The following is a 26,015-nucleotide window of genomic DNA, read 5'->3' on the forward strand; positions in this document are numbered from 1 at the left end:
TGCTGCTCACTACTTCACTGCTGGGTACTGCGCACTGCACTTACGGGTACTGCCACTGCGTTAACTGCGGTACTGCTCTCGGCGGCCCCTGATGACTGCGGGCCACCCGGTCCGGTCGTCAGCCCCGTCGCCGTCCTGCAACAACCCTGGCTTCGGAACTCCACCACCGCACCGTCATGCGAACTGCAACTGCGGGTACTGCTGCCCGGCAGTTCGTCTCTGCCAGGCCCTGCTGTCTCTCTGGGCTACGAGAGAAACCATAACTACGCCACAGCCCAATGTCTACTCCGGCCGTCATAGATTTCCGTGCTCGCCGAGGAGAGCTAGACCTTCACGGTCGGCCCAGGATGCGCAGAGCAGCCTGCGCAGCAGGTCAGGGGCACGGGAGGTTCGCAGCCGAGCGCGTGGGGTCCCCCACATCTCGTCGATTGGCGTCGTGCTTCGACTGCTCTTCGATCCCTTCTTGGAGACCTGAGTCGGGTTGGCGTGCAGTGGGGTGGGGCACAGGGATCAGGTAGGCAGGGGCGCGCGCCGCGTATGCGCACCCCTGACCTGTACGGCGGTACCGGTGGATTCGGCTGGCCCATGGTCAACCGCCTCGCCCGAGCGACCGCTGTCACCCGTGGGGCCTCCGGCGGGAAGACGGTGAGTGCTCTTCTACACCGGTAGCGCTACCGGTCGAGAGAACGGGACGACCGGTGCATAAAATCGGCTCCCATGTCGAAGCCTGACGAGCTGCTCGTTGACGTTGCCACCCTGGTGGAGTCCGGGCAGAGCAATCAGATGTCCCTGACCGTGGTCACCGGTGGCGCTGTCATCACCGGTCGGCTGGCACCCGAAGTCGTGTGGAGGCAGCGGGTGTCGGAGGTCCTGACGGATTCCGCCCGCCTGGGCGAGTTCGCCGCCATCTTCACCGCCACGACACCCCACGAGGGACCGCCCACTCATCTGCACTTCCATGTGGCCCGCATCCTTCAGGGCACGGTGGGGATCCCGGAGACGGGTGGGATGTATCGCGTCTCGATCGCGGATGTCAGCGCCTGGACCATGGGCGACTTCAGCTACTCCGACCACTGACCCGACATCGCGTAAGAAACCCCCTGGGTACGCGGGAGGGCCCGACCGGCGTGTGCCGGTCGGGCCCTCCTCGCTGTTCGGGTGTCGGCTTGCGCAGGTCCTGTCCGTCAGACGGTCACCGGGATGCCGAGCATCGCGGAAGCCTGCTGGAGCGGGCTGAGGACGCGCGTGGGCACGGCGGCCCGGGGGAGGCCGCGGCAGGTGAACCCGAGCTGGGTCATGGCCCGGAGGACTTCACCGGCGCTGAAGTCACGGCGGTCCTGCCGAGTGATGACCTGGCCGACCTGCTTGGCGGGGTAGGTACGGCGCCCGATGATCACTGACTCGCCGACGACCTGCTCGGGCTTGATGCCCTTCATCGACTCCAGGACACCGCTCTTGGTCAGGTCGAACGGGAAACGGGCGATGACACAGCGCATGTTGCCTCACAGGAAGAAGAAAGGGGGACGGTCGTGCCGTGGTGAGGCGGTTCAGCGGGCAAGGGCGAGGACGCCCAGAGCGCTGCCTTGTTCATCGACGACGGGCAGGGCATCGAGCCTGCGGTAGCGCATCGCGTGTTCGGCTTCGGCCATCGTGGTCACGGGTGAGGCGACCGGCCCGCGGTCCCCCAGCAGGTCGCGGAGACGGACCCGGTCGGTGTACGCCGCGCTGTCGCGGATGGCGGCGAGCCGGCCCTGGGTGACCAGCCCGGTGCACAGGCCGTCCTCGTCGCAGACGAGCAGATGACCCGCGCGCGCGCCGGCCATGACGGCCAGGGCCACCTCGACCGTCATGTCGTCACAGACCTGTGGACCGGCCGCCTCCATCGCGTCGTCCACCGTCCGGTGCACAGGGTTGGTGTTCGCCGAGCGGGGCTGCATCTGGACCAGCGTCAAAACGTGCCTCCTGCAGAGATGGGTCAGTTTCCTGATCACGTGCTTCTCAGGCCGCCGCATCGAAGGCGGACTGCCGCACGCTCACGCGCCGGGCCGTCGAAGCGGGCCGGCGCCTGCCCCGGGAAGCGGTGCTGCGCTTGGCGCGTTCGACGACCGGTGCGGTGATGACGACGGGGACGCCGGAGGGGGCCTGGGAGCCGGTGATGCGGTTCAGGGCCTCTTCGCCGGAGCGGACCTGGGTGGTCTGCGGGGTGATGCCGGCGGCCTGCATGAGGCGGGTCATGTCGCGGCGCTGGTTTGGGGTGACGAGGGTGACGACGCTGCCGGACTCGCCGGCGCGGGCGGTGCGGCCGCCGCGGTGGAGGTAGTCCTTGGGGTCGGTGGGCGGGTCGACGTTGACGACGAGGTCGAGGTTGTCGACGTGGATGCCGCGCGCCGCCACGTTCGTCGCGACCAGCACGGTCACGTGTCCGGTCTTGAACTGGGCCAGGGTGCGGGTGCGCTGGGGCTGCGACTTCCCGCCGTGCAGGGCGGCGGCCCGGACACCGCTGTTCAGCAGGTCCTCGGTCAGCCGGTCCACGGCGTGCTTGGTGTCCAGGAACATCATCACCCGGCCCTCGCGCGCTGCGATCTCCGTCGTCGTCCGGTGCTTGTCGGCGCCGTGGACGTGCAGCACGTGGTGCTCCATCGTCGTCACCGCACCGGCCGAGGGGTCCACCGAGTGCACGACCGGGTCGGTGAGGTAGCGGCGGACCAGCAGGTCGACGTTGCGGTCGAGGGTGGCGGAGAACAGCATCCGCTGGCCCTCGGGGCGCACCTGGTCCAGGAGTGCGGTGACCTGCGGCATGAAGCCCATGTCGGCCATCTGGTCGGCCTCGTCGAGGACGGTGATCGCGACCTGGTTCAGCCGGCAGTCGCCCCGGTCGATGAGGTCCTTCAACCGGCCGGGCGTGGCCACGACGACCTCCGCGCCTCCGCGCAGCGCTCCGGCCTGCTTGCCGATCGACATGCCGCCGACGACCGTGGTCAGGCGCAGCTTCACGGCGCGGGCGTACGGGGTGAGGGCGTCGGTCACCTGCTGGGCCAGCTCGCGGGTGGGGACGAGGACCAGGGCGAGCGGCTGGCGCGGCTCGGCGCGCTGTCCGGCGGTGCGGGCCAGCAGCGCGAGGCCGAAGGCGAGGGTCTTGCCGGAGCCGGTCCGTCCGCGGCCGAGGACGTCGCGGCCCGCGAGGGTGTTGGGCAGGGTGGCTCCCTGGATCGGGAACGGCACGGTCACGCCCTGCGCGCCGAGGGCAGCAAGCAGCTCGGCCGGCATGTCGAGGTCGGCGAAGGCCTCGACGGCGGGCAGCGCGGGAGTGATGGTCTTCGGCAGGGCGAACTCGCCTTGGATCGCGGCGGGTCGGCGGCCGTAGCCGCCGGAGCGGCGCGGACCTCCGGAACGGCTCGGGGCCGACGAGCCGAAGCGGCTGCCCCGCTCCGAACCGGCGGCAGCGCCGAAAGCGGGGCCGCCGGTGCGGCTGCGGGTGCGAGAGGAACGGTCGTTCGTACGTGTGCGGTTCATTCAGAACCTTCCTTGATGCGGCACATATCAAGGAATTCCCGCAGCAGAAACGCAGCGCGGGGAATCACAAGAACGGGCCGAATGGAATGCGAAAGCGACTCTGGCCTACAGGGATTCTGTATGGGCGCATGCGCTGAGATGGGGTGGCGTCATGCGGACGCGAAACCAAGAAAAATCGAGGGGGTGAAGCGCCGAGCAGGCTGTAACCCTGAATACTTCGTCACGCAGGTGACACCACTGCGGGAAATGCGTGCAGCTGGGGCCCGCACCCCGAGGGATGCGGGCCCCAGCTACGAAATGCGCGTCAGCGTCAGGCGGGAACGATGTTCTCGGCCGTCGGGCCCTTCTGGCCCTGCGCGATGTCGAAGGTGACCTTCTGGCCTTCCAGCAGCTCGCGGAAGCCCTGGGTGGCGATGTTCGAGAAGTGGGCGAAGACATCGTCGCCGCCACCGTCCTGCTCGATGAAGCCGAAACCCTTAGCCGCGTTGAACCACTTCACGGTGCCAGATGCCATGTCATATCTCCTTTGGGGCAGTACACCAGCATCCGCACTGTACGGACACCGTGTCGCCGCGATGATGCCCCGCCGGAAAATGACCCGGAAATATGAAGCACTCGAATGTGGCGCGAAGGCCGACTGGAGCGCTTGAAGTTTTTGGGTACCAAAACTGCAACCGAGATCGACAGTAGCACGCTGCAGCGGTTTGTGTGCGTTAAATATCTCCATCGTGTACGGTGCGGAAAAACTCTCCCTGCGGGGTCCATTAAACTCTCTGACCGCGGGGATAGATATTGATTCCCCCCGAGTGCAGCGTTTCGTGAGCAAGGGCGTCCGCCAGCTGCGACGTGCAGTCCAGGGGACGTGAGCCTGCGGGGCGGGTCCGCAGCGCCCTCCCGAAGGGATCAGCAGCTCGCAGGTGCTCCATGGCGGTCTCGGGGGCGTCCACGGCAAGGCGGCGCGGCCAGCCCCGCACTCGCTACACGTCTGTTCCGCAGCGCCTGACCGTCACTGCGGTCGTTCGCGAAGCCGCTCTCGCAGGTGGAGTCGCGAGCACCGTTGGCGGGGAAGGTGGCGTGGGTGATGGCTGAGCTGAAGTTCGAAACCGTCGTGTGTCCGCACTGCGCGGCCTGCCCGGCCACTGGGCAGGCCCGTACCATCGCCGCCGACCGGCGCCGGGTGACGGTGACGTGGCACCTCCCTTCCTGCCCGCACTACGCCGCCGATCGCGTGTTGGCGGGGAAAGAGGACTAGGTAGTCCCGTCGAGGGCCTGAGCCAACCCCTCCGGCCAACCGCCCCTTTTTGAAAGCGAATTCACGCGACGGAGGCAGCGGTGTGACGCAGGTCATCGAGAACGCGTCTCGCGACGCGAGACCGGCGTGGGCCCGTGGGGTGCAAGTGGTGCGCCAAGAGCCCTCCGGCCAGGGAGTTCCTGCGAGTTGGGGCACGCGGAGGGCACGGCGAGGCCAGAGAGGTCTGGACAACGAAGAAGGCCCAGGTCGCTGACCTGGGCCTTCTTTCAAGAGCGGATGACGGGAATCGAACCCGCGCTATAAGCTTGGGAATCAATGCCGCTTCGCTGACTGATGAACCTCTGACCTGGCATTTATCCCTATCAGGGGCGCGGTCACCGGGTACGTCTGGCACCCGTGTCGACCGTTGTTCACTGCTCTGAAGGGCACGGTTGGGGCACGCCCCCCGGCGCAGGTTGGGGTGAGGCGGTTCGATGTGCCGGCGGATGGGGCTCGTGGGTGGCCGTCACCAGCCGGTGGTGAGGGTGCGGGGGGCCGAGAAGGTGCCGTTGCCGTAGCCGGACCACAGCTTGAGGGTTCCGGTGGAGTCGCGGGCAATGAGGTCGGCGCGGCCGTCCTTGGTGAAGTCGCCCGTGGTGGTCTGGGTGAGGTGCCATCCGTCGGTCACCTTGACCGGAGCGTTGAAGGTACCGGCGGGGTTGTGCGTCCACAGCTTGAGGGTGCCGGAACTGTCGCGGGCCATGATGTCGGCCTGCCCGTCTCCGTTGAAATCGCCGGCGATGGTCTGGGCGAAGGCCCAGCCTCCGGTGAGGGTGTGGGAGGCGGCGAAGGTGCCGTTTCCGTTGCCGGCCCAGATCCTCAGGTTGTTCGCGGGGTCCTTCGCGATCAGATCGGTCTTGCCGTCGCCGTCGAAGTCGGCGGCCGCGGTCTGGGTGAAGTCCCAGCCGCCCGTCAGGGTGGTGGGCCGCTGGAAGGTGCCGTCACCGTTGCCGACCCACAGCAGCAGGTTGCCGGAGCTGTCCCGGGCGATGAGGTCGGCGCGGCCGTCCTCGGTGAAGTCGGCCGCCGTGGTCTGGGAGTAGGCGCGCCAGCCGTTGGTGAGTGCGGTCTCCGAGGCGAAGGTTCCGTCCCCCTTGCCCAGCCACATCTTCAGCGTCCCCGTCGCGTCGTCCCGGGCGATCAGGTCGGCCACGTCGTCGTTGTCGAAGTCGGCCGCGGCGGTCTGGGACATGTGCAGTGGGGTGCCGTTGGTTCCGGTGGCGAGGGTCTCGGCGAGCAGCTTCGTACCCGCGTCGTTGAAGTGCAGGTGGTCCGCAGGATCGTAGATGCCTTCGCGGAGCATGTGGGGCATGTCCGGGTCACGGGTGGCGAGGTCGAAGTCGATGTAGCCGTCGACGTCACTGGTGGTGCGGATGTAGGCGTTGACGGCCTGGCGGACGTCCTCCCGGCTGTCGCTGTAGCCGGAATGGGCGCCGAAGGCAGGGATGGTGGCCGCGACGGTACGCAGGCCACGGGCGCGGGACTGCCCGGCGATCTGGCGGATGCCCTCCTTCATGTCGTCCGCGTCGGCGCCCGACAGGATGTCGTTGATGCCTTCGTAGAGGACGACGGAGCGGACGTTCGTCTGGGAGAAGACATCGCGGTCCAGGCGGCCGAGCGCGCTCGGCGAGGCCGGTGCGGTCACGCGGTCCCGGAGCAGCTGGTTGGCGGAGATGCCCGCGTTCAGTACGCCGGGGGCAGCGGGCTTGGCGCGCAGGAGGGCTGCGTACTCGTCGGGCCAGCGCCGGTTGGCGTCCTTCGTCGAGTGGCCGCCGTCGGTCTGGGAGTCGCCCAGGGCCACGACGGTGCCGGGGTTGTCGGCGGTGGCGACGTCGATGCCGCTGAGGTACGTCCAGTACGAGAAGGTGCCGGGGAACGAGGACCCGCCGCTGTCCGCGGTGTGATCGCCAGCCAGGCGGCTGGTGGTGTACGAGGTGGCGAGGGCGTACTCGTGGACGGGCGCCGCGGTGACCGGACCGGGCAGGTGGACGCTGACCAGCAGGTTCTGGCCCGCGACGACGGGGAAGTCGACCGGGTCGCTGAAGACCTCGCCGCCCGCCGGGACGGTGACCTGCTGACTTCCGCTGAAGGTCAAGGAGACCGGGGTCTGGGCGGAGGCCGCCCCGCTGCTCTGGGTGGCGACCGTGGCGTGGCCGAAGCGGACCGGTGCGGCGGAGAACGTGTTCGCGAAGCGGATACGGGCACTGCTGCCGCTGGTGTGGGGGTGGACGACCATCCGGAGCGTCTGGTCACGCCAGTCCGGGGTCTGTGCGACGGCCGGCGCGGAGCCGAAGGAGGCGGCCCAGCTGCCGGTCCAGGTCTTCCCGCCGGGTGCCGCGGGGGTGGTGCGTACAGCGATGGAGTAGACGTGCAGGGCCGGGCCCGTGCCGCTCACCGTGGCGGACGCCTTGGGCAGGGTCACCGAGGCCACCGTCTTGCCCGGTGTGACGGGGACCGTGACGCCGTACAGCCGGACGGGGCCGTTCTGCTGCCCGCCCGGGGTGTTGGCGTGGGGGAGGGTGACGGCGGCGGCGGCGCTGCCGGACTTCCAGTCGTCGACCGTGAGCGTGTAGGCGGAGGAGCTGCCGTCGCTGTAGGTGATCGTTCCGCCGGCGGAGACTGGTCCGTGCGTGGCGGAGGCCAGGAAGCCGAGGGCGTTGCCCGAACCCGACACGGCCACCGTCTGGCCGGTGGCCAGCACGTTGTCGGGCTGCCCGGGTGCCACGTCGGGCCGGGTATACGTGGTCCCGTTGACGGTGATCCGCGTACCACGGGTCCATCCGGCGTTGTCCAGGTCGGAGGCGGACAAGCTGGCCCCGGCGCCGTCGAAGTCCGCCGCGGACGGATCGGCGTCGGCGCTGATGGACGTGCTGTTGAAGGCGGCGGTCAGGGGGATGGAGGCGGCCTGCGCGGTCCCTGCGCAGGCCATCGTCAGCCCGGTGGCCGTCATGCTCAAGGCGGAGAACGTCGCGGCCGCCCGCAGTGCGGCGACGCTGCGCCTCGCGTAACGCATGGGGTTCCTTGTCCTGTGGCGTACGGGCCCTGCCGCCCGGTGGTGTTCCGGGCGGCAGGGGGTGGGTGGTGGGGGTGGTGGTTACCAGCCGCCGGTGAGCTTGTAGGGGGTGGTGAAGGTGCCGTTTCCGTTCCCGGCCCAGATGTTGAGGTCGGCGCTGGTGTCGTTGCGGGCGATGAGGTCGACCTTGCCGCTGCCGTCGAAGTCGGCGGCCGTGGTCTGGCTGTAGTTCCAGTCGGTCAGCTCGACCGGTGCGTTGAAGCTGCCGCCGGAGTTGTGGACCCACATCTTGAGCTTGCCGTTGGTGTCCTTGGCGATGATGTCGGCCTTGCCGTCACCGGTGAAGTCCGCGGCAGCGGTCTGCGTGAAGTTCCAGCCGGCACTCTGCGTGCCAGGGGCGGCGAACGTGCCGTTCCCATTGCCCGCCCAGATCTTGAGATTGTTCGCCGAGTCCTTGGCGATCAGATCCACGTTGCCGTCGCCGTCGAAGTCCGCGGCAGCGGTCTGGGTGAAGTCCCAGCCCGCGGTGAGTGTGGTGGGGCTCTGGAAGGTGGCGTCGCCGTTGCCCTTCCAGTACTTCAGGTTCCCGGAGCCGTCACGGGCGATGATGTCGGCCTTGCCGTCGTTGTTGAAGTCGGCGGCAGCGGTCTGGGTGAAGTTCCAGCCGGTGGTGACCTGAGCGGGCGAGTTGAAGGTACCGGCAGGGTTGTGGACCCACATCTTCAGGTTCCCGGAGGCGTCCTTGGCGATGATGTCCGCGGCGCCGTCACCGGTGAAGTCGGCGGCCGCGGTCTGCGTGTACACCGGCGCCGGAGCCTCGTTCACCGGGTACGGGTCGGCGTGGTCGGCGCCGAGGCCGGCCGCCGGTCCACAGGTCGGCCAGGCACCCTCGCCCTGGACCTTCAGGACCTTCTCGGCTATCAGGATCTGCTGCTGCTTGGTGGCCAGGTCAGCCCGCGCCGCGTATGCGGTGCCACCGAACCCCGACCAGGTGGACTGCGAGAACTGCACACCGCCGTAGTAGCCGTTTCCGGTGTTGATGGCCCAGTTGCCGCCGCTCTCGCACTGGGCGACCTTGTCCCAGGTGGAGACCGAGGCCGCACCGGCTGTCCCGGCCGCGAAGGTGAGGACGACGAGGGCCGAGGAGGCGACGGTGGCGGTGGCGACGGCAAGGCGCTTGGGGCGGGAGACACGGCTGGTGATCTTCATGGTGCGGCAACGTCCTTCTGAGACATACGGAGTGGCAGGCAGCTGTGGGGGCCCTGCCGCCCGGTGGTGTTCCGGGCGGCAGGGGGTGGGTGGTGGGGGTGGTGGTTACCAGCCGCCGGTGAGCTTGTAGGGGGTGGTGAAGGTGCCGTTTCCGTTCCCGGCCCAGATGTTGAGGTCGGCGCTGGTGTCGTTGCGGGCGATGAGGTCGACCTTGCCGTTGCCGTCGAAGTCGGCGGCCGTGGTCTGGCTGTAGTTCCAGTCGGTCAGCTCGACCGGTGCGTTGAAGCTGCCGCCGGAGTTGTGGACCCACATCTTGAGCTTGCCGTTGGTGTCCTTGGCGATGATGTCGGCCTTGCCGTCACCGGTGAAGTCCGCGGCAGCGGTCTGCGTGAAGTTCCAGCCGGCACTCTGCGTGCCAGGGGCGGCGAACGTGCCGTTCCCGTTGCCCGCCCAGATCTTGAGATTGTTCGCCGAGTCCTTGGCGATCAGATCCACGTTGCCGTCGCCGTCGAAGTCCGCGGCAGCGGTCTGGGTGAAGTCCCAGCCCGCGGTGAGTGTGGTGGGGCTCTGGAAGGTGGCGTCGCCGTTGCCCTTCCAGTACTTCAGGTTCCCGGAGCCGTCACGGGCGATGATGTCGGCCTTGCCGTCGTTGTTGAAGTCGGCGGCAGCGGTCTGGGTGAAGTTCCAGCCGGTGGTGACCTGAGCGGGCGAGTTGAAGGTACCGGCAGGGTTGTGGACCCACATCTTCAGGTTCCCGGAGGCGTCCTTGGCGATGATGTCCGCGGCGCCGTCACCGGTGAAGTCGGCGGCCGCGGTCTGCGTGTACACCGGCGCCGGAGCGTCCTCGACGATGTTGTCGTAGCGGATGGCCTGGTAGACGCTGGTCGGCCAGCCCGCGACGGAGCTGCTGTTGAGGTTCCCGGTGTACTTGTTGGTCAGCACGCTCGGGTTCTGCTCGGCGAAGTACGTGAAGGTGCCCGCTGCCTTGTCCTGCCAGCCGCCGAAGAGGATGACGTGGGCGTCGGAGTAGTTCAGGGCGTCACCCGGAAGCAGCGAGGAGTTGCTGATGTCGGACGACACGCTGGGCAGGCTCCAGGTGGTGAACGACTCGGTGGCGTGCCAGGCCATGGACACGTAACCCGAGCAGTCCTCACGGTAGTTGGTCCCCTGGCCGTCCGTGTGCCAGCCCCCCTGGTTGTACGGGACGCCCTGGTCCACCCAGTACTGGGCGCGGGCCATCACCTCGCTGCGGGTGATCTTTCCGCCCTTGGTGGAGGCGGCCTGGGCGGGAGCGGCCGCCACAGCCGTCAGTGCGGTCGCGGCGAGGCCGGCGGTGATCAGGGCAGAGGTGCAGCGCAGGATGGTGAGACGCGTGGTGCGGGACATGGGTGTCTCCTGGCAGGTGTGTCGGGAAGCGAGTGGTGAAGCGGTGGTGGTGCGAAGTCGGTGGGCGGACGTCAGCCGGCGAGCATGGCCAGCACTGAGGCGTCCGAGCGGGAGTCGTAGGACGAGGGCGCGGCGGAATCCCACTCGTCGAAGGTGAGAAGCGTCAGTACGGCGCCGCGCTGAGCGACGTAGATGTGGTTGGTCTGTGGGCCGGCCGCCGAGGCTCCCTGGACCCCGATCCAACGGCGTGACCATGCCCGGCCGTTGTCGATGGCGGCCGTCTGCTGGACCGCGGCGTCGGGGGTCAGTCCGTACTGCTTCTGCAGTGCCTGGCTGGTCTGGGCACAGGAGTTCATGCCGTCGAGAACCATCTGGTACGCGGCCTTCGCCGCCGCCTCGTCCTTGAACGACAGGGAGTTCTGGATGGCCGGGGTCTTGTGGGAGCTGATGAAGGCCTGCTGCCGCCAGTTGGTGGCGCCCGGCACCGATGCGCACTCGTTGAGCTGGAAGTCCTGGGCCAGCGGCTGGGTGCGGGCCGGTGCCAGTTCCTTCCACTTCTGCTGGGCGCTGTCCGGGAGCTGGGCGGGCTCCACCCGGTCGGCCTCCAGGGCCTCGACGACGAGACCGCCGCCTTTGGCGCCCTTCGAGCCCTTGTCTTTGTTCTTGGCCGCGCTCTTGGGGGCTGCCGTGGAGGGGCTGGGGGTCGCGCCAGCCGGGGGCTGCTCCGACGGTTTCTGACCCGCGGGGGCGTTCCCCGCCGCGTCGGCAGGAGGTGCGCCGTCGGCGCTCGCCGCGCTGCCCACCGCCGGGCGCTGCGGGGCGTCGGAGGCGTCGGCGTGCTGGGCCAGCCCGTAGACGGTGACGGTTGCGGCGGCAAGGACGCCCGCACTGGCGAGCACGGCGTTACGGACGCGACGGGGCGCGGCGGTGCGGGACATGGCGGGACTCCTGGAAGTGGGCAGGCCGAAGAGGGCCTCGGTGCGGGGAAGTCGGGGTGCGCTGAGCGGAGAAGGCGTCAGCGGTGCGTCGCGGTGGCGCGGTAGCCGTGCGAGACGAGGGGCGAGTGGGCGCTGGTGAGGATGGCGTGCGCCTGGTCGAGGGCTGCGGCCTCGGATGCGGCGCGCAGGAAGAGGTAGACGTCCATGCCTTCGTCGGAGGCCTTGGCCCGAAGGTGCTCCAGGCCGTGGGACGGGGCGGTGTGCGCCCAGAGCAGATCGGAGACGAGAGCGAGTGCGCTGTCCTGGGCGGGACCTTGGGGACTCCCGGCGAGCGAGGCGCGGATGACGCGCATCAGGGTCAGTCCCAGTTGATGCTGTTGGTGCCGGCCATCGGGGCGGTGTCCCAGTTGATGCTGCCCGGACCGGAGGCGGTGATCTTGGTGCTCCCGTCGGCGACGGCGGCCGAGGCGGCTCCGACGCAGAGCAGGGCGGAGAGGGTGGCGGCAGCGGCGATGCGGGCGGTGCGGGACATGGGATCCCCCTGGATCGAAGGTCGTGAAGCGGGTTCGGGCGTTCGGGCGAGTGCTGCTGCGCGCTGCTCCGGACCGTCCTTGCGGCTCTGGCCTGAGTCGGAGACTCTCGCCCCCGCCGTTCCGGTGATCACTATGTTGCTGCCCTCCTGACCTGCGGAGAAGAGCTTCCGGCTGGCACCAACGCGCCTGTCACCTTGGTGCCAGCCCGTGGCTTACGATCACGGAACCGGCCGCCCGTGTAAGCGGTCGACGTTCAGCTGGGGGGCTGGGTAATGCTGCAATCGCTGGGGCTGGGACCGGACGTGGAAGCCGTGTACCGGGGGATGCTGGCGGACGCGTCGGGGGGTGTCGCGGACCTCTGTGTACGCCTCGGTCTCACCGAGATACAGGTGCGGGACGGCCTGGACCGGCTCGTCGACCTCGACCTGCTGAGGCCGTCGCGGGACAGTCCGGGTGCCCTGCGTGCGGTGAGCCCCGAGCTGGGCCTGGAGCTGCTGCTGCGACGCCAGGAGGAGGAACTGGCCAGGCGCCAGGAGGAGTTGGCCCGCAGCAAGGCGGCCGCCGCACGGGCCGTCTCCGAGTTCGCGGAGCTCCGCCCGAACACCGAGGTCGACGGTGCGGAACGGCTGGTGGGCATGGACGCGATCCAGAGCCGGCTCGAAGAGCTCGCCCACGGGCTGACGCGGGAATGCCTGGCGATCCTGCCCGGCGGCGCCCTGTCCGAGGCCAGCCTGGAGGCGTCGCGTCCGCTCGACCGGCGCGCCCTGGGCCGCGGCATCGAGATGCGCTCGGTCTACCAGGACAGCGCCCGTAATGATCCGATGACGCTGACCTACGCCCGGTGGCTCACGGAAGAGGGCGGCCAGGTGCGCACCAGCCCGCTGCTGCCGCCCCGTCTGCTGATCTTCGACCGCAGCGTGGCGGTCGTCCCGATCGATCCCGCCAACTCCCGCCTGGGCGCCCTGTGCACGAGCACGCCCGGCATCGTGGCGTCACTGCTGACCTTGTTCGAGCAGACCTGGGACTCCGCTGTCCCCCTCGGCGCGGACCGCCCCCGCCCCACCGACTCGACTCCCACCGCGGGCGAACTCGAACTCCTCAAACTCCTGGCGTCGGGGATGACGGACGAAGCAGCCGGCAAACGCCTCGGAGTGTCCCTGCGCACCGTCCGCCGCCAGATGTCCGCACTGATGGAACGCCTCCACGCCACCAGCCGCTTCGAAGCCGGCCTGAAGGCAGCCCAGCAGGGCTGGCTCTGAGCGGGCCGACCGGCAGGACGGCCGAGTGCTGACGGTCGGCTGCTGGCGTGGGGCCGGGCGCTCATGGCCGGCCCCGGCGTGCCCTGACCACCGGCCCAAACGGTGCGCAGGTGGTGCGGGACTCCTGAGCCGGTCTAGACAACGACGAAGGCCCAGGTCGCTGACCTGGGCCTTCGTTCAAGAGCGGATGACGGGAATCGAACCCGCGCTATAAGCTTGGGAATCACCCGGCACTTGAACCGCTCCATGGCCTTTGACCTGCGGAAACATCATCTGCGGTGACGGCCGGGAGGGCTCTGGACAGTCCCTTCCTGACCGCTGGATACCGCTTCTACTGGCACGTTGTGGCACGGCCCTGTCGGGAGGCCGGGGCCGGCTTCAACACTAAACTCTTTCCGAGGGTGCGGCCGGGGGACGGGTAGGCGTCGGAGGGTGCCGACACCCAGCACCCAGCACCAGGCACCCGGGAAGTGCTGTATCCGGCGCTTCGGGCACCTCTGTTGACCCCTGTTTGCTGCCCTGAAGGGCGCGGATGGGGCGCCCGCGACGCAAACGCCGTACGAAGCGCATCTCGGGGCGCACGACCAACTCTCGCTGACCTCGCCGGAGGCGTCCGCGCTGGTGCGTTGCGGCTGCAAGTGGCGTCGACTCAAGTCCTCGGGGCTGGTGCGATCGCGTCCTCCCTCCTCGGTCGTCCGCGGATGCGGAGGCAGGGGCTTCACCGACCTGGTGAGGGCGCCCGAGACGCCCCCGTGGGCCAGGGGAGTGCACGCGCCACCCGACTCAACGAGCTCATAGGTGGTGTGGGGTGCCGAATGCTGTTCCGGCAGTAGAGGTCGCGTCCCGCTTTACACCGCCCGGAGGTCGTGCCCGTACGGTCGCCCGGAACCCGTGCACACTCCGCCAGTGACACCGACACGGGTTGCCAAGATCCAACAGAGCCCAACAGGGATTGCACATGTGTACGATAATTCCCCTAAGTTGGCAGTCAGTGATAGCGCGAGCGAACTGAGGGGGGCGCATGTCGCTGCGTGATCTAGTGCGTGACGAAACATTCGCATCGATGTCTCGTCCCGAGCGGTTGGCGGCGTTGCGCTCTGCGCGCCTGTACTTCCAACGCCCCGACGAGCCCGGCTTCTTGGTCTGCGAGACGGAGGAGGGTCCGGTGGTGCCGGTCTTCACCTCCTGTGAAGCACTGGGGCTGTTCGCCGGGCCCTGTGGGTGGGCCTCCACTACCGTCGAGGACTTGGTGGAGCTGCTGCCCGAGGGCGTACGCGCGTTGGTGGATCCTCTGGGTCCACGGACGTTCGTGCTGGACGCGAAAGCACTCGAGGCCACGGACGCAGAGGGGGAGCGCAATGGCGGAGCCTGATGGGGGAGAGCCGGGCATGAGCCCGGGCGAGGGCTACAAGATCGAGATCTCCTCGGTGCGCAAGGTGCTGACGCCGCTGGAGGAGTCCGTGGTGGCCGCGCACCAGATCAAGCGTGACTGGAGCGAGATGTCGGCGCAGATCGCGAACTCGGCCGACTTCGAAATCCGCTCTTCGACCCAGAAGATGCTCTCGGCATGGGGCTTCGGCATGGGGCGGGTGGCTGAGCACACGGACACGGTGGTGGCGACGCTCCGACAGGTCCTCGCCGCCTACGTGCTGGCCGATCTGCTGCGTATCAAGGACTTCTCGCCGACCGCAGCCAACATCGCCAAGCTGCCGTTCGGCGAACAAGGCATGAAGGCGTGGCAGGAAGGGTCCAGGCCGAAGTTCGATCCGCCACCGGAGATCTATCAGGAGCCGTGGCTGGACGACGGCGACACCGGCAATTACCAGGATGTGCCCCACCGCCCCCGCCTGCGGGTCGACGGCGGCTGGGAGGTCGACGGCGGGTCGAAGTCGAAGGGGCCGGTCATATGACGAGTCGCGATGCGATGGAGGGCGGCGGGGTCGAGCGCATACCTCCCATGCCAAGCCCAGCGACGTCATCTACGGCAACTCGATGGACGTCGATGCTCTCGCCCTCAAATTCCTGGCCTATGCAGGCGCGTTCAAGGACGGAATGGACAGGCTGGTCGACCTGTCCTTGATGGACTGGACCGGGGCCGGCGCGGAAGGGTTCAAGGACGCGACGAAGAAGCTTCCCCAGGAACTGGAGTCCGCGCAGGAGTACTTCGAGTCCTCCGGGAAGGCCCTGGACTCCTACGCCTACAAACTGCGCTCGGTCCACACGCGTCTCAGGCCGATCATCGACGACGCGGACGAGGCTCGGGCGACCTCCAAGAACTACTGGAACCGCGTCACGGACTACAACGCCGCCTTGGATCGTAAGGATGATCCGCTGCCGGAGCGTCCGCCGGACGACGATCCCGGCATCACCGCGTTGAATGACTGCTACGACCGCTTGGACAAGCTGGAGAGCGAACTTCAGACAGTCATCGACTCGGCCAAGCGGCAACTCGACACAGCGGCGGAGAAAGCCCCTGATAAGCCCCCGCCCCGCAAGGGGTGGGACAAGTTCGAGAAGGGGCTCGGCGACTTCTTCGGCGGCGCGGGCGACACCATGCGCGGCTGGTACGAGGGTTTCGACGACCTTGTAAGGGACGGGCCTGATGGCGTCGGTCTGCACCTGGCGGGCATGGTAGACGGGGCCTCCTACGCTGTCCAGCACCCTCAGGAGTTCGCCAAAGCCGTCGTCAACTGGGACGAGTGGCAGCGAAACCCGGCCCGTGCGGCCGGCCAGCTCACCCCCGAACTCCTCCTCGCCCTCGCCAGTGGCGGCGCCGGCGCGATACGGCGCGGCGTCTCCGTGACCAAGAACGCTGCGCAGCGTCTGAGCAGCCGGGTGGACGGCCTGCGCCGGGACGGCAGCGCCCGCGCGCGGACGGACAGTGATCCGGACAGGAACACCACGCCCAACAAGGAGCGTCCCACGGCCGGCGAGCCGATCGATGTGGCGACCGGCGAGATGATCATGTCCGCCATCGACGTCACCCTGCCCGGCGTCCTGCCGGTGGTCCTTGAGCGGCACTACGTGTCGGGGCATCCGTGCGGGGGGTGGTTCGGTCCCACCTGGGCGGGCACGCTGGACCAGCGTCTGGAGATCGACGGGGCGGGTGTCGTCTACATCACGGACGGCGGCATGCTGCTGACGTATCCGGTTCCGACGCCCGATGTGGCGACGTTGCCCTCCTCAGGTCCTCGTTGGCCGCTGTACTGGGACGGCAAGCCCGACGGTGCCTTCCGTATCCTCATCCCAGAGCGGAATAGAACTCTCCACTTCGCCTCGCTGCCTGTGAGCGGCCGTGAGATGGCTCTGATGGCGATCACCGACCGGACGGGCGACGGCGACCGCATCGACATCGCCTACGACGCCCAAGGCGCACCGAAGGAGATCACGCACTCCGGCGGCTACCGTATCGCCGTCGACACCGATCCCCAGCTGCTGCGGGTGACGGCCCTGCGTCTCCTGCACGGTGCACAGCGGGAGCACAGCACCACCCTCACCTCCTACGCCTACGACGCCGCCGGCAACCTGACCCAGGTCTTCAACTCGACTGGCAAGGCGCTGCGTTACCGGTATGACGAAGAACACCGTGTGACGTCGTGGACGGATCGCAACGGGACGTCGTACGGCTATGTCTACGACCACCGGGGCCGTGTCCTGCGCGGCATCGGTCCAGACGGCATCCTGTCGGGCCGGATGCACTACGACACGGCCGCCCGCACCTCTCGTTACACCGACTCACAGGGCAACACCACCGTCTACGTCTGCAACGAGGCGTACAAGATCATCGCGTGCACGGACCCGCTGGGGAACACCACCCGCACGGAATGGGACGAGACGAACCGGCATCCCGTCGCCGTCACCGACCCCCGGGGCCGAACCACGAGCTACCGCTACGACGAGCAGAGTCGGTTGATCGCTGTCGAGCGGCCGGACGGCACCGTGGCCGAGACGGTCTACGACAACCACGGGCTGCCGTTGGAGACGCGCGAACCGGGCGGCGCGGTGTGGCACCACACCTATGACGACCGCGGGGCCCACACGTCCACCACCGACCCCAGCGGCGCCGTCACGCATTACGGTTACAACAGTTCAGGCCACCTCACCTCCGTCACGGACCCTCTGGGCCACACCACCCTGATCACCACGAACGCGGCGGGTCTCCCTGTGGAGACCATCGACCCCCTGGGCGTCACCCGTCGCATGCGCCGGGGCCCGCACGGCCAGGTCACCGCCGTCACCGACGCCCTGGGCCGGACCACGCGTCACGGCTGGACGATCGAGGGCATGCCCGCCTGGCGCGAGGGGCCGGACGGTGCCCGCGAGGTGTGGCAGTGGGATACCGAAGGCAATCTCGTCCTCCATACCGACGAGGCCGGGCACGCCACCGCCTACACCTACACCTACTTCGACCAGCCCGCCACGAGGACCGACCCGGACGGAGCGCAGTACGCCTTCGCCTACGACACCGAGCTCCGTCTGATCGAGGTCACCAACCCCCAAGGGGCAAAGTGGCATTACACGTACGACGCGGCCGGCCGACTGGTCGCCGAAACCGACTTCGACGGCGCCACGCGCACCTATGAACGCGATGCGGGGGGCCGTCTCACGGCGCAGACGAACGCGCTGGGCCAAACGCTGCGTTTCACACTCGATGCGCTCGGGCGCATGGTCGCCCAGCACGACGAGACCACCGGTGACGTCACGACCTACGCGTACGACGCGAGCGGTGCCCTGCTCCGCGCCGCGAACGCGGATACGGAACTCACTCGGGAACACGACGCGGTCGGTCGCGTCATCTCGGAAACAGTCAACGGCCGCATAAGCGCCTACACCTACGACGCCATGGGCCGCCGCACCCGCCGCACCACCCCCTCCGGCGTGCGCTCGGAGTGGGCCAGCGACCCCGTGGGTCGCCCTACCAGACTGAGCAGCGGCGACGGAACCATTGCCTTCGTCCACGACGCCGCGGGCCGCGAGACGGAACGCCGCATCGGCGACGACACCACCCTCACGCAGACCTGGGACAAGGGTGACCGTCTCACCGCACAGACCCTCGCCACTCGCCACGAGACCGAAGCGGATCGAATCCTCCAACAGCGCACCTACGCGTACCGCGCCGACGGCTACCTCACCGAGATACGCGAACTGACCACCGGGACACGGCATTTCACGCTGGATCCGGTGGGGCGTGTGACGGGAGTCCAGGCACACGGCTGGAGCGAGAAGTACGCGTACGACGCCACGGGCAATCAGACCCACGCCGACGCACCGCATCACCCCACCACGGGAGACCGGAGCTACGAGGGCGCCATCATCCGCCGGGCGGGCCGCACCACCTACGAACACGACGCCGCAGGCCGTCTGATCCGCAAGACCCGCAAGCTCCTCAACGGCCAGACCCGCACCTGGACGTACACCTGGAATGCGGAGAACCGGCTCATCAGGGCCACCACCCCGGACGGCGGAGAATGGACTTACGCTTACGACCCGCTGGGCCGCCGCGTCTCCAAAACAAGTCCGGACGGAACCGCCCTCACCTTCACCTGGGACGGCACCTGCCTGGTCGAGCAGTTCGCCTCGGACGGCACGGCGACGACATGGGACTACGCGCCTGGCACCCACCGACCGATATCCCAATGCACACGCCGGACGATCGAGGCCGAACCCGAGGCAGACCACTCGCTCCTCGCTCTTGCCGACACCACCCCCCAGTCCGAGTTCGATGCTCGCTTCCTCGCGATCGTCACGGACCTGGTTGGCACGCCCATCGAACTGGTCACTTCCGACGGCTCTCTTGCCTGGCAATCCCGCACCACCCTCTGGGGCACGCCCCTCCCCGCTTCAGGGGATGGGGTGGACTGCCCGCTCCGCTTTCCCGGCCAGTACGCGGACGAGGAAACCGGCCTTCACTACAACTACTTTCGGCACTACGACCCCGAAACCGCCCGCTACACCACACCTGACCCGCTCGGGTTGGTTCCGGCACCCAACGCAGTGGCGTATGTTCGTAACCCCCACAGCTGGGCTGACCACCTGGGGCTTGCTGGCGAGCCGGAATGGGCCAATCCGGACGAAATAAACTTCTCCCAACGCACCGTATCGCCGAACGACTACGTGGAGAAGATGCGCTCCGGGGAGTGGGATTGGCAACGCCCTGGTACAGCGTTGAAGGTCATGGAAGTGGACGGTCAGCTGGTGTCATACGACAACCGAAGGCTTGACGCGGCGCGCGAAGTGGGTAGGCCGGTAATCATCGAGCGCGTCGACCCGAACGCGGTTCACCCTGATTCGACGACCGGACGGACCTGGGCGGATCAGTTCAAAAGGCGCATGAATTCTTCGCGGAACAGAAATGAACTAGGTGAGCCAGTTCCCCCGACTGGACTCCAGGAGAGGCCAGAGCACGTGCGCAACGGGAAGTGTAAGAATAAATGACCACGATCGAAAGCCTGTGGGAAGACTTTGAGCTTCCTATCAAGGATGCACTCCACTACGCCGACGGGCACTCTTACGATGTGACCCTCGACCGCGCCGCACCGAGGGGTTTCGCGGTGCTGGCCCCCTTCGATCTCAATGAGACGCTGGAAAGCGACCCGTCTTGGGTGTCTTCGGTCGATGGGCTTGCCGCCGTAGACCTGGGAGAGAAGGGGCTGCTGTGGGGCGGTGAGGGTTCGTACGGCTCGGAGGGGTTCATTGCACGTTTGACTGTCGACCGTGCGCTGATTTGGGCGATGTTCTTTATGGAATCCAATCCATTTGATCGGATTCGGCTGTCCGGAAACGTCGCTACCTTTAGTTCGACCTCGGGATTCGAGATTGCAGTCGACATCGATGATCCGCGAATCCCAATCTCTGGACCCGCATCGAACCGAACCGCGTAAGGTCAGTTTCCCGGTCGTAGGAGAGCGATGCGGGGGCAAGAAACAGGCTGTTCCTGATCAGCGGCGACGCCAGTACCTTTTCTCAAACTCCTCCCGAGTGATTTGGCCCTGGCGGCATGCGGCCTCGGACCACACCTCCGGGCAGGTCTCCGGTTGCGCGGGGGCGTGTTCGCATGGCACGCGAATGCACGCGGGCCCGGAGAGGTCTAGACAACAAAGAAGGCCCAGGTCCTTGACCCGGGCCTTCTCTCAAGAGCGGATGACGGGATTCGAACCCGCGCTATAAGCTTGGGAATCTATTGCGCGGAGGCCGTTCGCACCGTGGCTGACCTGCGCAAACAAGCCCTATCGGCCCCCTCTGGATGGCCCTCCGGGATCCGATTCTGACCGCTGTTGACCGCTCCTAAGGGCACGGTTGGGGCACGCCCTTCGCGGTACTGCCTTGGAGGGGGTGTGGTTACCCGGATCGCCGGCGGGCACCTTTCGCCGGCCGGACGCTGACGCCCGGGCTCCCGCCACAGACCCGTCCCCGCATCGAACACCTGGAGCTCCACGAGAGCAGCCGGCGCATCGACGTCCGGTACTCCTGGAACACCGGCCTCGGCCGCGGAGCGGCCATCACCCGGGCCCTGGACGCTCTCCGTGGAGAGGGGGCACCGCCCTGGATGAGATCCACGCTTTCCTCGCCCTGCGCATCCTCGGCGTCATTCCGGCAGCCCGGCAGCCCGGCAGCCCGGCTGACCGGCCACGACCTCCTGCTCGTGCTGATCAAGCTCGCCGAAAGCCAGGACCCGCTCACGACCCTCGACACGTTCTTCACCACCACCCAGGCACCTCACCCCAACCCCGGTGAACGGAGCAGCCATGTCCCTGCCCCTGCTTGAGATCCCCCTGCAGGCCCGCCCACTGCAGGGCCGCAACGCCCTCGTCACAGGCGGAGCCACCGGCATCGGCGCCGAGATCGGACGGGCACTCGCCGCTGCCGGAGCCACCGTCGCCGTCAACCACCTCGGCCAGGACCCCGACGCCCACGCCCTCCTCGCCTCCTTCGAACGCGACGGCAGCCCCGGCATCGCCGTGAATGCCGACCTGACCGACCCGACCGCCGTTCAGACCATGGCCGACCTGGTCCGCGCCGAGATCGGCCCCGTCGACATCCTCGTCAACAACGCCGGCTCCTACCCCCGGGTCCCCTGGCAGGACACCGACGAAGCCGCCTGGAACTACTCCCTCGATGTGAACCTCACCGCCCACTACCGCACTTGCCACGCCCTGACCCCCGGCATGATCGAACGCCGCTGGGGCCGGATCGTGAACATCGGCAGCGTCAACGCCCGCGCCGGCCGCACCAACCTCGTCGCCTACAGCACCGCCAAGGCCGGCCTCCTGGGCCTGACCCGTTCCCTGGCCCGCGAACTCGGCCCGTACGGCATCTGCGTCAACACCGTCCTGCCCGGCGCCATCGAGGTGCAAGCCGAAACCGCCATCCCCGCCCACCACCGGGCCCGCCCGGAAGACCAGATCAACCGTCAGTGCGTCCCGCGACGCGGACGACCCGAAGACGTGGCAGCCCTGGTGGCGTTCCTCGTCGGCCCGTCCGCGTCGTTCATCACTGGGCAATCCGTCCACGTCGACGGCGGCTGGCTGCTGCACTGAGACAGTCAACAAGCAAGGAGACAGAGCGAAATGATCGAACGAGTACGAGCCGTCCTCGTCACCGCGGACGACACGATGCTGGTCATCCGCCGCACCAAGCCCGGAATCCCCGTGTACTGGGTGCTGCCCGGCGGCGGGGTCGAGGAGAGCGACGCGTCCCGGGAGGCAGCACTCCACAGGGAGATCCACGAAGAGATCGCGGGGAAAGCCGACATCGTCCGCCTCCTGCACACGATGGAGTCCGACACCGAGCGTCAGCTCTTCTACCTCGCCCGCATCACGACGTGGTCCTTCGAGGACCGCACCGGCCCCGAGTTCAGTGCCGAGGGACGCGGCGAATACGCCTTGGAGGAGATCCCGCTGACTGTGGAGGGGGTCGACAGCATCGACCTCAAGCCCGAGGAGATCGCTCATGTCCTGCGGGGCGCCATCAGCTCCGGAAGCCTCGGAGACGAGGCAACGCGCTGATCCCTCGACACGTCAACACATCGCTGGGGCCGGCACTGAGATGAGCCGGCCCTGGCGGCATGCCCGTGCGTTGCGCGGCCTAGCTGTTCTGTCCCGGGAGGTTGTGGACGGGTGAGCCAGGTCTCGGCTGAGGGATCTTGAAGGGGTGTGACCCAGATACGCCAGAAACCCGCCAGAACTTGATCTTGGCCTGCTGAGTGCCTGACGCTGTCGGGGATCTTGGCGATGACGGTCGGCCATGCCCTCGACATCTCAGTCTCCAAGATCCCCGACCTCGTCACCCGCGATCAGCTCTGCGTCTCCTCGCGGCGTCCAATAGCGGCCGCATCGGGTACGACGAGCAGCTTGCCGGTGGTACGCCGAGCCTCCAGATCGCTGTGGGCCTGGGCGGCCTCGGACAATGCGTAGCGGCCCGTTACGGTGACCTCAAGCGCCTTGGAGCGCACCCACTCGAACACATCGGCGGCCCGTCGGAGCAGTTCGGACCGATCGGCGATGAAGTCCCCGAGGCTGGGCCGGATCAGGGTCAGCGAACCGCCGTGGGCGAGCCGAATCGGATCAAACGGCGGCACGGCACCACTTGCCGCGCCGAAGAGCACGAGATGGCCGCGGGTTCGCAGGCTGGCGAGGCTCGCATCGAAGGTGTGCGCGCCGACGCCGTCGAAGACAACCGGCAGTCCCTGACCGCCGTTGAGCCGCCTCACCTCGGCTGCGAGATCGTCGACTGCGGAGGAAAGGATCACCTCAGCGGCCCCGGCACGCTTCGCCAGCTCGGCCTTCGCCGTGGTCGACGTCGTGCCGATCACCCTGCCGCCGAGATGGGTGATGAGCTGGGTCAAAAGCAGCCCCATGCCACCAGCAGCCGCATGCACGAGCACCGTGTCGCCCCCCTGAACCGGGTAGGCGTCCTTGACGAGATAGTGCGCGGTCATACCTTGCAGGAGCACGGCGGCGGCGGTCTCGAAGTCGATATCGTCGGGCAGCGGCACCAGCCGGGAGGAGTCCACGACGGCCCGCTCGGCATACGTGCCGGGAATCTCCACCCAACCGACCCGGTCCCCGACTGCGACGTCAGCGACGCCGGGTCCAACTTCGACGACCGTGCCGGCGCCCTCAGCGCCCGGGGTGAAGGGCAGCGGGAGGCTGTACCGGCCTTCGCGGTGGTAGACGTCGAGGAAGTTGACCCCGGATGCGGCGACCTCCACGATCGCCTCGCCCGGACCCGGCCGCGGCTGGTCCACCTCGGCCTCCTGCAGCACCTCGGGACCGCCCACTTCGTACACCTGAATCGCTCGCATGGCCCTCCAATAACGGCTCATCCCCCACCAACCCCGTTGATGGCGATCCGATTCCCGGCAGGCAAACCACCCGCAAGCCGCGTCCCCAACCTCACGAGGCAATACACCTAGCCCGCGGCTTCTGAGGTCGAGCGGCGACCGCTACTGGACCAGCCGGAGCACCGGCCTCTGTTCCTGGACGCCCCGGGGCCAACGCCGTGAGGTCGTTGGCCCCGTAAGGCTCTTCCGTGCGGCGAGGTGTTGGGCTCAGCGAACACGGCGGCGCTGCTGGGTGGGGTCGGATGACCTGACTGGGGGTGGAGCAGCTGCCGACTGCCCTATGGCGGGTTGCAGTGGCAGGTCGGCGGCGCGCGGCGTAGGCGCCAGACGAGGACGTCGCTGATGGAGGTGGCGGTGTCGAGTTCCCTTCGTGTAGCGGCCTCGGCGAGGAGGGCGGATGGGCTGTGGCCGGCGACCTGGGCGTCGGCGAGGGTGGCTGCGAGGGCGGGCCAGGTGGGCTCGGTCACGATCTGCTCGGCCAGTTCAGGCAGCACCTGGCGGAGGACGGACACCTGCCGCTGCTGAACCCGTACGCCTAGGCGTCGGCCCCGCTGGGCGAGCACGGCGGTGGGCTGGGATGAGGCTTGCTGGTAGGCGGCGTGCAGGTGCTCTGCCGTCTGGCGGGCGGCTTCGGCTTGCTGGTCGTGCTGGCGGACCTGGTGCCAGTGCCGTGCCGCGATGACCGCGAGGCAGATCACGTCGAGCATGATCGCCAGGGCGGCTGCGTCCTTCGGGGCGGGTTCCCGCGCGATCGCCTTGACCGCCCGCCGGGTGGTCTGTGCCTATTCGTGGCGGGCTCGGATGCGGGATCGGTTAGCGCGCTCGAACGCGGCTGCTGCCTGGAGGAGTTGCGGCCGCAGGTCGACGGGTGCGATCAACGGGAGGGCGTCGAGGGTCTCGGCGAGGACCGCGATATGTGCCTGCGCTACGCCTTCGTCGCTGCGGTCGAGGAGGTCGGGGAGGCGGTCGGTGGCGTCGGTAACCTGCTGCCACGCCGGACGGCTGTTGTCGCTCTCCGGGCTGGCCGGTGCGAACACGCTGGCGAAGCGCTCTGCGATCTTGGGGTAGGACAGGTCCGGGGCGAGGACGGAGCCGGAGAACCACACCGGGTGCCCGTCCTTGTTGGTGTCGCCGTCCAGGGCGACCTTGTAGCCGCGCACGTCCCCCGAAGGGAAGTGCTGGACGTCCACCAGCACCCCGGCGCCGGCCAGGACCTGGAAGAACTCCTCCGTGCTCGTGGCTGCGGAGAGCGCGGTGCGGACGGTGGTGCGCAGTCTTTCCCTGGGCGTGGTGGTCCGGCCGGTGCGGCGGGCCTTCTCCTGCTCGGCTCGGGTGGGCCGCTTGGCGGCGGTCCGGTCGCCGCGTATGACCTGGCGGAGCCCGTAGTCCTTCTCGATGGCGGCGAGTTCCTTGTCTGCACGCGTGTAGTCGTTCCAGTGGCGGGGCTCGCGGAGGTCTCCGCGGACCTTGGTGGCGACGATGTGGATGTGATCGTCGGCGTGGCGGACAGCGACCCACCGGCAGGCGTCGGGGTCACCGGCCGGCGCGATGCCGGTGGCGTTCAGGACCCGACGGGCGATCACCGCCCATTCGTCGTCCGTCAGGGTCCGGTCCTCGGGTGCGGCCCGGACCGAGCATTGCCACACGTGCTTGTCGGGGGCGCGGTCGCCTGCCTGCTTGACGCGAAGGTCGAGAACCGTGGCGAGCTGGGTGCGGGTGGCGGTCTCGTCCCGGCCAGGGTCGGGGGCGAAGCCGTCGAAGGACGCCACGAGGTGGGGGTCGGTGTGTTCGTTGGCACGGCCTGGCCCGTAGAGGTAACGCAGGACACCGCGGGTGTCGGCGCCGGCCTTGCCGATCTTCGCGATCAATCAGGCCGCCCGCTTCGATGTGGCGGCCTTGTCCGCTGCCACATCGACTGACGTGGCGGCGTCGCAGGCGAGGGCGAGGACCCGCCGGGCCTCCGTGAGCACGGCGGCGTCCCCAGGGTGTGGATGGCCTCCGGAGTTCAGCCTCTTGGCGATCTGGTTGACGTTGTTGCCGATCGCGGCGATCTCCGTACGCAGGGCGGCCAGCTCGTCGATCAGATCATCATGTGAGGTCCGTTGGTCGGGCAGGGCGAGGACGCCGTTCAGGTGGGCCATGACGACGGCGCCGACGTAGTGTGCGCCCGCCAGGTTCAGACGGTGGGCCTCGGCGAGGATCTCGGTGTGCTCGGCGACGCTGTAGCGAACATCAACACGCATCTTGCGCTGCTTGGTGTCACGGGCGCGACGGCGGGCGACGCGGTACAGCGCGGCCTCGTCGGCGGCTCGCACGACGACGGGTAGGCCGGCGTCGGCGGTACCGGCCACCTCCTTCTGCCCCGGTGCGCCCTCGCGCCGGGGTTCTGCCTCCGCCACCCCCGGGGCGGAGGCAGCGTTGGACCGGCCCTTGGACGGTCCAACGCCATACCTTGCTGCCTGGTCTGGGGCTGGGGTACGCGTCTCGTGCTCCTGGTGGACGGTGGGGTTGGGGTTGTGTCGGTCGGGCAT

24 protein-coding genes and 1 pseudogene are annotated in these 26,015 nt (G+C 68.3%); 11 read left to right on the forward strand and 14 right to left on the reverse strand.

Translation table 11 applies throughout. The annotated features are described in order from the left end of the window. Nucleotides 1-525: 525 nt before the first annotated feature. Nucleotides 526-669 (forward strand): annotated as a pseudogene (locus ACGFYQ_RS17930) (ATP-binding protein); the annotation flags it as partial. A gap of 48 nt (nucleotides 670-717) precedes the next feature. Beyond that, nucleotides 718-1,077 (forward strand): hypothetical protein, encoded by a 360-nt coding sequence (locus ACGFYQ_RS17935; protein ID WP_393744852.1) that lies wholly within the window; start codon nucleotides 718-720, stop codon nucleotides 1,075-1,077. A gap of 107 nt (nucleotides 1,078-1,184) precedes the next feature. Here the strand turns inward: ACGFYQ_RS17935 and ACGFYQ_RS17940 are convergent, their stop codons facing one another. From ACGFYQ_RS17940 to ACGFYQ_RS17955, 4 genes are all read right to left on the reverse strand, one after another. Next, nucleotides 1,185-1,496 (reverse strand): SCO5918 family protein, encoded by a 312-nt coding sequence (locus tag ACGFYQ_RS17940; protein WP_393744854.1) that lies wholly within the window; start codon nucleotides 1,494-1,496, stop codon nucleotides 1,185-1,187. A gap of 51 nt (nucleotides 1,497-1,547) precedes the next feature. Continuing rightward, the gene (locus ACGFYQ_RS17945; RefSeq protein WP_393744856.1) at nucleotides 1,548-1,952 is read right to left on the reverse strand and encodes a CBS domain-containing protein; all 405 of its coding nucleotides are present in this window, start codon (nucleotides 1,950-1,952) and stop codon (nucleotides 1,548-1,550) included. A 46-nt stretch (nucleotides 1,953-1,998) separates the two neighbouring features. Then, nucleotides 1,999-3,513: a DEAD/DEAH box helicase gene (locus tag ACGFYQ_RS17950; RefSeq protein ID WP_393744858.1), complete on the reverse strand. Its 1,515-nt coding sequence runs from the start codon at nucleotides 3,511-3,513 to the stop codon at nucleotides 1,999-2,001. A 310-nt stretch (nucleotides 3,514-3,823) separates the two neighbouring features. Then, nucleotides 3,824-4,027: a cold-shock protein gene (locus ACGFYQ_RS17955; protein WP_030228768.1), complete on the reverse strand. Its 204-nt coding sequence runs from the start codon at nucleotides 4,025-4,027 to the stop codon at nucleotides 3,824-3,826. A 567-nt stretch (nucleotides 4,028-4,594) separates the two neighbouring features. Here ACGFYQ_RS17955 and ACGFYQ_RS17960 point away from each other — a divergent pair. After that, nucleotides 4,595-4,765, forward strand: coding sequence for a hypothetical protein (locus tag ACGFYQ_RS17960; RefSeq protein WP_366474606.1), 171 nt, complete (start codon nucleotides 4,595-4,597; stop codon nucleotides 4,763-4,765). A gap of 505 nt (nucleotides 4,766-5,270) precedes the next feature. Here ACGFYQ_RS17960 and ACGFYQ_RS17965 read toward each other — a convergent pair. The 6 genes from ACGFYQ_RS17965 to ACGFYQ_RS17990 all read right to left on the reverse strand — a co-directional run bounded on the left by ACGFYQ_RS17965 (nucleotide 5,271) and on the right by ACGFYQ_RS17990 (nucleotide 11,882). Then, the gene (locus tag ACGFYQ_RS17965) at nucleotides 5,271-7,817 is read right to left on the reverse strand and encodes an FG-GAP-like repeat-containing protein (RefSeq protein ID WP_393744861.1); all 2,547 of its coding nucleotides are present in this window, start codon (nucleotides 7,815-7,817) and stop codon (nucleotides 5,271-5,273) included. A gap of 81 nt (nucleotides 7,818-7,898) precedes the next feature. Next, complete coding sequence (locus ACGFYQ_RS17970; RefSeq protein ID WP_393744863.1) at nucleotides 7,899-9,026, reverse strand: transglycosylase family protein; 1,128 nt, start codon at nucleotides 9,024-9,026, stop codon at nucleotides 7,899-7,901. A gap of 105 nt (nucleotides 9,027-9,131) precedes the next feature. After that, nucleotides 9,132-10,412 carry an FG-GAP repeat domain-containing protein gene (locus ACGFYQ_RS17975; RefSeq protein WP_393744865.1) on the reverse strand — a complete coding sequence of 427 codons (1,281 nt, stop codon included), beginning with the start codon at nucleotides 10,410-10,412 and terminating at the stop codon, nucleotides 9,132-9,134. 71 nt (nucleotides 10,413-10,483) lie between these two features. Next, nucleotides 10,484-11,350, reverse strand: a complete 867-nt coding sequence (locus tag ACGFYQ_RS17980; RefSeq protein ID WP_393744867.1) for a hypothetical protein — start codon at nucleotides 11,348-11,350, stop codon at nucleotides 10,484-10,486. A 77-nt stretch (nucleotides 11,351-11,427) separates the two neighbouring features. Further along, on the reverse strand, nucleotides 11,428-11,703 hold the full coding sequence (locus ACGFYQ_RS17985; RefSeq protein ID WP_393744869.1) for a hypothetical protein: 276 nt from the start codon (nucleotides 11,701-11,703) through the stop codon (nucleotides 11,428-11,430). A 5-nt stretch (nucleotides 11,704-11,708) separates the two neighbouring features. Next, nucleotides 11,709-11,882 (reverse strand): hypothetical protein, encoded by a 174-nt coding sequence (locus ACGFYQ_RS17990; protein WP_393744871.1) that lies wholly within the window; start codon nucleotides 11,880-11,882, stop codon nucleotides 11,709-11,711. A gap of 273 nt (nucleotides 11,883-12,155) precedes the next feature. Here ACGFYQ_RS17990 and ACGFYQ_RS17995 point away from each other — a divergent pair, with 273 nt between their 5' ends. From ACGFYQ_RS17995 to ACGFYQ_RS18030, 8 genes are all read left to right on the forward strand, one after another. Further along, nucleotides 12,156-13,142 carry a LuxR C-terminal-related transcriptional regulator gene (locus ACGFYQ_RS17995; protein ID WP_393744873.1) on the forward strand — a complete coding sequence of 329 codons (987 nt, stop codon included), beginning with the start codon at nucleotides 12,156-12,158 and terminating at the stop codon, nucleotides 13,140-13,142. A gap of 1,021 nt (nucleotides 13,143-14,163) precedes the next feature. Continuing rightward, nucleotides 14,164-14,514 carry an SseB family protein gene (locus tag ACGFYQ_RS18000; protein ID WP_393744875.1) on the forward strand — a complete coding sequence of 117 codons (351 nt, stop codon included), beginning with the start codon at nucleotides 14,164-14,166 and terminating at the stop codon, nucleotides 14,512-14,514. Between the two features lie 16 nt (nucleotides 14,515-14,530). After that, nucleotides 14,531-15,052: a hypothetical protein gene (locus ACGFYQ_RS18005; protein ID WP_393744877.1), complete on the forward strand. Its 522-nt coding sequence runs from the start codon at nucleotides 14,531-14,533 to the stop codon at nucleotides 15,050-15,052. Nucleotides 15,053-15,134: 82 nt separating this feature from the next. Continuing rightward, nucleotides 15,135-19,577 (forward strand): DUF6531 domain-containing protein, encoded by a 4,443-nt coding sequence (locus ACGFYQ_RS18010; RefSeq protein WP_393744879.1) that lies wholly within the window; start codon nucleotides 15,135-15,137, stop codon nucleotides 19,575-19,577. Further along, the gene (locus ACGFYQ_RS18015) at nucleotides 19,574-20,023 is read left to right on the forward strand and encodes a hypothetical protein (RefSeq protein ID WP_393744881.1); all 450 of its coding nucleotides are present in this window, start codon (nucleotides 19,574-19,576) and stop codon (nucleotides 20,021-20,023) included. Before ACGFYQ_RS18010 ends, ACGFYQ_RS18015 begins: the two co-directional genes overlap by 4 nt. 665 nt (nucleotides 20,024-20,688) lie before the next feature. Continuing rightward, nucleotides 20,689-20,907: a hypothetical protein gene (locus ACGFYQ_RS18020; protein WP_393744883.1), complete on the forward strand. Its 219-nt coding sequence runs from the start codon at nucleotides 20,689-20,691 to the stop codon at nucleotides 20,905-20,907. Next, nucleotides 20,888-21,679, forward strand: a complete 792-nt coding sequence (locus tag ACGFYQ_RS18025; RefSeq protein WP_393744885.1) for an SDR family NAD(P)-dependent oxidoreductase — start codon at nucleotides 20,888-20,890, stop codon at nucleotides 21,677-21,679. Before ACGFYQ_RS18020 ends, ACGFYQ_RS18025 begins: the two co-directional genes overlap by 20 nt. Before the next feature lie 30 nt (nucleotides 21,680-21,709). After that, nucleotides 21,710-22,147 (forward strand): NUDIX domain-containing protein, encoded by a 438-nt coding sequence (locus tag ACGFYQ_RS18030; RefSeq protein ID WP_393744887.1) that lies wholly within the window; start codon nucleotides 21,710-21,712, stop codon nucleotides 22,145-22,147. Between the two features lie 287 nt (nucleotides 22,148-22,434). On the opposite strand, the gene ACGFYQ_RS18035 is transcribed toward ACGFYQ_RS18030, so the two are convergent. From ACGFYQ_RS18035 to ACGFYQ_RS18050, 4 genes are all read right to left on the reverse strand, one after another. Beyond that, nucleotides 22,435-23,445 carry a quinone oxidoreductase family protein gene (locus ACGFYQ_RS18035; RefSeq protein WP_393744889.1) on the reverse strand — a complete coding sequence of 337 codons (1,011 nt, stop codon included), beginning with the start codon at nucleotides 23,443-23,445 and terminating at the stop codon, nucleotides 22,435-22,437. A 317-nt stretch (nucleotides 23,446-23,762) separates the two neighbouring features. Then, the gene (locus ACGFYQ_RS18040; RefSeq protein ID WP_393744891.1) at nucleotides 23,763-24,191 is read right to left on the reverse strand and encodes a relaxase; all 429 of its coding nucleotides are present in this window, start codon (nucleotides 24,189-24,191) and stop codon (nucleotides 23,763-23,765) included. Between the two features lie 75 nt (nucleotides 24,192-24,266). Further along, nucleotides 24,267-25,352 (reverse strand): relaxase/mobilization nuclease domain-containing protein, encoded by a 1,086-nt coding sequence (locus ACGFYQ_RS18045; RefSeq protein WP_393744893.1) that lies wholly within the window; start codon nucleotides 25,350-25,352, stop codon nucleotides 24,267-24,269. Beyond that, nucleotides 25,353-26,015 carry a MobC family plasmid mobilization relaxosome protein gene (locus ACGFYQ_RS18050; RefSeq protein WP_393744895.1) on the reverse strand — a complete coding sequence of 221 codons (663 nt, stop codon included), beginning with the start codon at nucleotides 26,013-26,015 and terminating at the stop codon, nucleotides 25,353-25,355. It abuts the gene before it with no gap.

This window comes from Streptomyces sp. NPDC048258 (genome assembly GCF_043201995.1).
GTDB lineage: Bacteria > Actinomycetota > Actinomycetes > Streptomycetales > Streptomycetaceae > Streptomyces.